Annotated in this window: 5 protein-coding genes; all 5 read left to right on the plus strand. The window is 73.0% G+C overall.

Features of this window, described 5'->3' with window-relative positions; all coding sequences use genetic code 11:
* The coding region (locus B9S61_RS07235; protein ID WP_103541495.1) for a hypothetical protein at positions 1–1,258 on the plus strand (1,258 nt) is incomplete at its 5' end.
* 53 nt (positions 1,259–1,311) lie between these two features.
* A complete protein-coding gene (locus tag B9S61_RS07240; protein ID WP_181007282.1) occupies positions 1,312–2,355 on the plus strand; it encodes a glutamate ABC transporter substrate-binding protein in 1,044 nt (347 codons plus the stop codon).
* A 63-nt stretch (positions 2,356–2,418) separates the two neighbouring features.
* The gene (locus B9S61_RS07245; protein ID WP_103541496.1) at positions 2,419–3,756 is read left to right on the plus strand and encodes a hypothetical protein; all 1,338 of its coding nucleotides are present in this window, start codon (positions 2,419–2,421) and stop codon (positions 3,754–3,756) included.
* A gap of 22 nt (positions 3,757–3,778) precedes the next feature.
* Complete coding sequence (locus B9S61_RS07250) at positions 3,779–6,364, plus strand: serine/threonine-protein kinase (RefSeq protein WP_103541497.1); 2,586 nt, start codon at positions 3,779–3,781, stop codon at positions 6,362–6,364.
* A 3-nt stretch (positions 6,365–6,367) separates the two neighbouring features.
* Positions 6,368–6,538 (plus strand): zinc ribbon domain-containing protein (locus B9S61_RS07255; protein ID WP_146064746.1); only part of this gene is annotated, 171 nt, incomplete at its 3' end.

Consider the following 6,538-nt stretch of genomic DNA (forward strand, 5'->3'; position numbering starts at 1 on the left):
ACCCGGCCGGCTCCGCATCATCGGCGCGGTCCTGGCCGCCCTCGTCCTCGCGTTCGGAGCCGTGACGGCCTGGCAGATGACCGACCGGGCCGCGGCCGCCGACGACGTCCTCACCAGCAGCCAGCCCCTCACGTCGGACGCCGCCGACATCTACCGCTCCCTCGCGGACGCGAACACCGCGGCGTCCAGCGGCTTCCTGGCCGGCGGTCAGGAGACCGCCGCCTCCCGCGACCGCTACGAGAACGACATCCGCACCGCCGCCGCCAAACTCGTCAACGCCGCGGCCAACTCGGACCCCGGTTCGTCCTCCGCGGAGACGATCACCGAGCTCAACCGTCTGCTCCCCGAGTACAAGGGCCTGGTGGAACGCGCCCGCACGTACAACCGTCAGGGTTTCCCCGTGGGTGGCGCCTACCTGCGGTACGCGAACGAGAAGATGCAGCAGGAGATGCTCCCGGCGGCGGAGAAGCTGTACACGACGGAGAACCGGCGGCTCCGCTCGGACTACGCGGACGCGACCCCCTACCCGTGGGCCGCGATGGCCCTCGGTCTCGCCGTCCTCGCCGTCCTCGCCTGGGCCCAGCGGCGCACCTACCTGCGCACCCACCGCGTCCTCAACCACGGCCTGGTGGCGGCCACGGCGTCGGCCGCGGTGGTGCTGCTCTGGCTGACGGCCGGCCACACCCTCTCCCGCTCGAACCTGAACGACTCCTACGACCACGGCGTCCGCTCCCTCGACGTCCTGCACGACGCGCGCATCGCCTCGCTGAAGGCCAGGGGCAACGAGAACCTCACCCTGGTGGCGCGCGGCGCGGAGACGACGAAGGTCGGCGAGGAGACGTACGACGCGTACGACTACGACTTCGGCCGCGACATGGACGTCCTCGCGAAGGGGCTGGCCCGCGCCGAGCGGCTCGCGGACGACGACAGCGGCGCGGAGCCGGTCACCTCGGCGGTGAGCAACATGACCGAATGGAAGAAGCGTCACGCGGCCGCGCGTGAGCAGGACGAGAACGGCAACTACCAGCAGGCGCTGGACATGGTGATCGGCCCGAAGGGCGCGACGGGCGAGTGTTTCGACAGCGTCGACAAGAACCTGGCCACGGCGCTGGCGCACGAGGAGACGGAGTTCAGGCAGGCGGCCGGCGACGGCCGGGACGCGCTGACGGGTCTGCCGCTCGGCGCGGCGGGGCTGGCGGTGCTGGGCGCGGCCGGCGCGGTGCTGGGCATCGGCCGCAGGCTGTCGGAGTACCGATGAACGCGCACATGCCCGACCCCGAGGGGGCGACCGGGCCGAAGGGGGCGCCGAGGATGACCGCACAAGTCCCGCGGACCCGCCCGAAGGGCTGGGGCGGGGTGGGCGCGATGGCGACGGCCTGCGCCCTGGCGCTGTTCTTCGCCCTCCTCCTGACCTGCACCGGCGCCCAGGGCCGCACCCCGGCGAACACGACCGGCGAGTCCGTCTCCCACGCCGAACGGACGCGGGCCGCCGAGGAGTGCACGGCCCCGGAGAAGCAGACCCTGCCCCCCGGCGACGCCGACGGCCCGACGATCGCGGAGATCAAGAGCCGTGAGGGCGAGAAGCGCAAGCTGGTCGTCGGGGTGGACCAGAACAGCTACCGCTGGGGCTACCGGAACCCCAACAGCGGTGAGGGCGTGAAGCTCGAGGGGTTCGACATCGACCTGGTGCACCGTATCGCCGAGGACATACTCGGCGACCCGGACGCGGTCCAGTTCAAGGCGATCCCGACCGACCAGCGCATCCCGGCGATCAAGGACGGCCGGGTCGACATGGTCGTCCGCACGATGACGATCAACTGCGCGCGCATCCAGGAAGTGGCGTTCTCGGCCCCGTACTTCAAGACGGGCCAGCAGGTCCTCGCCCCGAAGTCGTCACCGGTCGAGGGGTACGACACGACCCTGGCGGACCAGGAGATATGCACGGCGACGGGCTCGACGGCGTACTCGACACTGGAGGCGGACAGGAAGGCCGGCCGGCTCCCGGAGTCGGCCGACATCCGCACGACGGTCCCCAACCAGCTGGACTGCCTGGTGCGGCTCCAGCTCGGTGAGGTGGACGCGGTGGTCACGGACGGCGCGCTCGCGGCCAGTCAGGCCGCGCAGGATCCCACGGTCGAGCTCAAGGGCGAGGCCTTCACGACCGAGTACTACGGCGTGGCGATGAAGAAGGACGCGGACGACCTGGTCCGCCGGGTCAACCGGATCCTGGTGGACTTCCGTGCGGACACGGCGGACGGCTGGCAGTCCTCGTACACCGAGTGGTTGTCGGCCACGCTGGGGGAAGACTCCTCCCGCTCGGCCCCACCCGCCCCCGAGTACCTGCGCAGAAGCTGACCGGACCCCGCCACACCCTCCCCGCCCGCCAACCGTCAACAACCCCGCAGCGAAAGGTGATCGATGGCCGACACGGATCCCGCCGGGCCGGTGCTGGACCGGGACGAGGTGGACCGTGCGCTGGCGCGGCTCGGCGCGGAGCACGAGGCGATCGAGACCTCGCTCCTCGCCCTGCAGGACCACGCGGGCCGAAGACTCCTGGAGGGCGCGCAGCTCACCGGCGTGACACAGGAGCGCTGGACGGCCACGGAGGCGTCGATCACGCTGCTGTGGACGTACTTCGACGCGTACACGGACGCGCTGCGCACCGCCCGGGACATCCGCTCCCGCCGCCGCTGGTCCAGCCGCGAGGACCTGGTCGCGCTGACGGAGCTGCTGCGCGGTGACTCGGTGACGGTGGCGGGCGCCGCGTCGGCGGCGGCCCATTCGCCGGCGCCGGACGGCGCCCGCCAGGGCAGGCTCAGCGAGCGGTACTCCCTCGTCGCCCTCGTCGACCGGATGAACGAGCTGTACGCGGCCTCGCTGGACATGGTGGTGGCCGCGGACGCGGTCTGGTCGGCGCTGCCCGCGCGGATCGATCTGCTGACCGCCGAGCTCCACCGCACGAGCAGGCTGGCGCACTCGGTCGGGGTCCGTCCGGGCGAGCATCCGGCGGGCGACGACCTGGAGCGGATCACCCGCACGCTGACGAGGCTGCGCGAACAGGTGGTGTCCGATCCGCTGGCCTACTGGAAGCCCACGGAGGGCAGTTCGGCGCCGGGCGGCGGCAGGCCGGACACCACGGTGTACGACCGCGAGGCGCGCGCGCTGGAGGACGTACGCCGTGAGATCGACGCGGTGCTGACGGTCCGCCAGGATGCCGAGAAGCGGATCGTCAGGCTGCGGGACGTCCTGTCCCGCGCCGACCGCACGCTCGCCGAGGCGCGCACCGCGCGCGGCGAGGTGCTGGCGAAGATCGCCGCGACGGAGGTGCCGGTGGTCAGCGGGCCGCCGACGGTGCTGCAGGAGCAGTTGTCCACGGCCGCCGAGTACCGCAGGCACGCCCAGTGGCACCGGCTGTCGCCGCTGCTGGAGTCCCTCGAGCAGAAGGCGGAGGACGAACTGCTGCGCGCGCGGGAGTCGTTGACGGCGGTCACGGCACCGCTGGCGATCCGTGCGGAGCTGCGCGGCCGACTGGACGCGTACAGGGCGAAGGTGGCCCGGCACGGCCTCGCGGAGGACCCCGAGCTGGTGGAGCGGTACGAGAAGGCGCGCCGCATGCTGTGGAGCGCGCCCTGTGATCTGCGCGTCGCCGAACAGGCCGTGCTGCGCTACCAGTACGCGGCCACGGAACTGCTCGGCGGCACACCGCGGGTCCCGGAGCAGGGCGGGCCGGACGACCGGAGAGGGCCGGGCGCATGAGCGACCAGGGGGAGGCGGGGTCATGAGCGGGCCGGAGAACGGGGAGGCCGCGGCCGGCCAGGCGGCACGCGCCTGTCAGCGCCCCGACTGCGAGGGCAGGTACGAGGATGTCGGCGGCGGCGAGCTGTACTGCGACACCTGCGGCCTCGCCCCGGTCGTGTCGCCGACGGGGCTGGTCGCCTCGCCCCCGACCGGCATCACGGCGGGCGGCCGCGACTCGCGCGGCTCGTCGGGGAGCGGACGGTCGCACAGCAGCCGTGGCAGCGGCCGCAGCGCGCGTACGTCGTCGCAGTCGTCGAAGTCCCGCCGTTCGGTCTCCGGGCGGCTCTCCCGCGCGCTCTCGGGCCGGGTCTCCAGCCGCTCGGTGTCCGTGCGCAGCTCCGGGGCGGGCGCCGGTTCGTCCGGCCGGGGCCGCCTCGGCGCCGGGCTGGTCGAGGTGCCGCCGATCCCGCGGCCCGATCCGCGCGGGATGGTGCTGGACGACCCCGAGGTCCCCGAGCGGAAGCGGTTCTGTTCGCGCTCGGACTGCGGGGCGCCGGTGGGCCGGGCCCGCAACGGCCGGCCGGGGCGTACGGAGGGGTTCTGCACCAAGTGCGGCCACCCGTACTCGTTCGTGCCGAAGCTGCGGTCCGGGGACGTGGTGCACGGCCAGTACGAGGTGGTCGGCTGTCTGGCGCACGGCGGACTGGGCTGGATCTACCTCGCCGTGGACCGGGCCGTCTCGGACCGCTGGGTGGTCCTCAAGGGCCTGCTGGACACGGGCGACCAGGACGCGATGGCGGCGGCGATCTCCGAGCGGCGCTTCCTCGCCGAGATCGAGCACGCCAACATCGTGCGGATCTACAACTTCGTGGAGCACCTGGACCAGCGCACCGGCTCCCTCGACGGCTACATCGTCATGGAGTACCTGGGCGGCAAGTCGCTGAAGGAGATCGCCAACGCCCGCCGCACACCGGACGGCAGACGTGACCCGCTGCCGGTGGAGCAGGCCTGCGCGTACGGCATCGAGGCCCTGGAGGCGCTCGGGCATCTGCACAGCCGGAACCTGCTGTACTGCGACTTCAAGGTCGACAACGCGATCCAGACCGAGGACCAGCTGAAGCTGATCGACATGGGCGCGGTGCGCCGGACGGACGACGAGGAGTCGGCCATCTACGGCACGGTCGGCTACCAGGCGCCCGAGGTCGCCGAGGCGGGCCCGTCGGTGGCGTCCGACCTGTACACGGTGGCCCGTACGCTCGCCGTCCTCACGTTCGACTTCCAGGGGTACACGAGCGTCTTCGTGGACTCGCTGCCGGACCCGGACAACATCGAGGTGTTCCGGCGGTACGAGTCGTACTACCGGCTGCTGGTGCGCGCCACCGACCCCGACCCGGCCCGCAGGTTCGCCTCCGCCCAGGAGATGACCGAGCAGTTGACGGGTGTGCTGCGCGAGGTGGTCTCGCTCCAGTCGGGCCGGGCCCGGCCCGCGCTGTCCACGCTGTTCGGCCCGGAACTGCGGGTGACGGACACGGAGTTGTTCCCGGCGCTGGACGGGGACGTGTCCCGTCTCGGAACCAGGGCGACCCGCCGCCGGACCCGCCCCGGGAAGGGCCGCCCGGCCCTCGCCCCCGCGGGCGGTACCCCTGCCGCCCCTGCCATGCCCGCAGCTCCGCCCGCCGCCCTCGTCAGGCCCGTCGACTGCGCTGCCGCCGCGCTGGCGCTCCCCGTGCCGCACGTCCACGCCACCGACCCCAACGCCGGTTTCCTCGCGGGCCTGCTGACGTCCGCACCGGGTGAACTGATCAACGCCCTGGCGGCGGCGCCCGCCCCGTCGGCCGAGACCCGGCTGCGCGAGATGCGCGCCCGGCTGGAGACCGGCGAGCGGGACATGGCGCTCCGGACACTGCGCGCGCTGGAGGACGAGGACCCCGACGACTGGCGGGTGGTCTGGTACCGGGGCGTGGCCGCGCTCGTCACCGGCGACCACGAGGGCGCGGCGCTCGCCTTCGACGCGATCTACGACGCCTTCCCGGGTGACATCGCGCCGAAGCTGGCGCTGGGCCTGTGCGCGGAGGTGCTGGGCCAGTTGGACAACGCCGCGGAGTACTACCGCCTGGTGTGGTCGACCGACCCGAGCTATGTGAGCGCCGCGTTCGGGCTGGCCCGCGTCCAGTTGGCGGCCGGTGACCGGCGTGGCGCCGTACGGACGCTGGAGTCGGTGCCGGAGTCGTCCATCCACTACACGGCCGCGCGGGTGGCGGCCGTCCGGGCGCGGCTGCGCGGGCGCGTGGCCACCCCCGGTGACGTACCGTTCCTGGACGACCTGGCCGCCGCCGCCGGGCAGGTCGAGGCCCTGGAGGCGTACGGTCTGGATCCGGCACGGCGCGAGCTGTTGTCGGCCGAGGTCCTCGGCTGCGGGCTGGACTGGGTACTCTCCGGGGGCCAGGGTTCCGCCCCTTCCGCCGCCGGGGGACGGACGCTGCTCGGCAGCGGCCTGGACGAGCGGGGCCTGCGCTTCGGCCTGGAGCGTTCGTACCGCACGCTGGCCCGGCTGGCGCGCAGCGGCGAGGAGAGGATCGACCTGGTGGAACGTGCCAATCGTTACCGCCCCCGGACGTGGGTGTAGTTGATGTCGCAGATGCCCCAGCAGGCCGCTCTGTCGAAATGCCCGAGCTGCGAGGAACCCCTCGAGTCGGGTGATCGTTTCTGCGGTGCGTGCGGATACGACCTGTCCGTGGTCCCCGCACGGCCGCAGGACGAGCCGACGATCGCCCTGAACGGCTCGGTGCCGCCCCAGGCG

The organism is Streptomyces sp. SM1, from assembly GCF_002910825.1.
In the GTDB taxonomy this organism is placed as follows: Bacteria; Actinomycetota; Actinomycetes; order Streptomycetales; family Streptomycetaceae; genus Streptomyces; species Streptomyces okerensis.

Coding starts and splice junctions, on each gene's coding strand:
- B9S61_RS07240 (WP_181007282.1), top strand. CDS start 1,312: ATGACCGCACAAGTCCCGCGGACCCGCCCGAAGGGCTGGGGCGGGGTG.
- B9S61_RS07245 (WP_103541496.1), top strand. CDS start 2,419: ATGGCCGACACGGATCCCGCCGGGCCGGTGCTGGACCGGGACGAGGTG.
- B9S61_RS07250 (WP_103541497.1), top strand. CDS start 3,779: ATGAGCGGGCCGGAGAACGGGGAGGCCGCGGCCGGCCAGGCGGCACGC.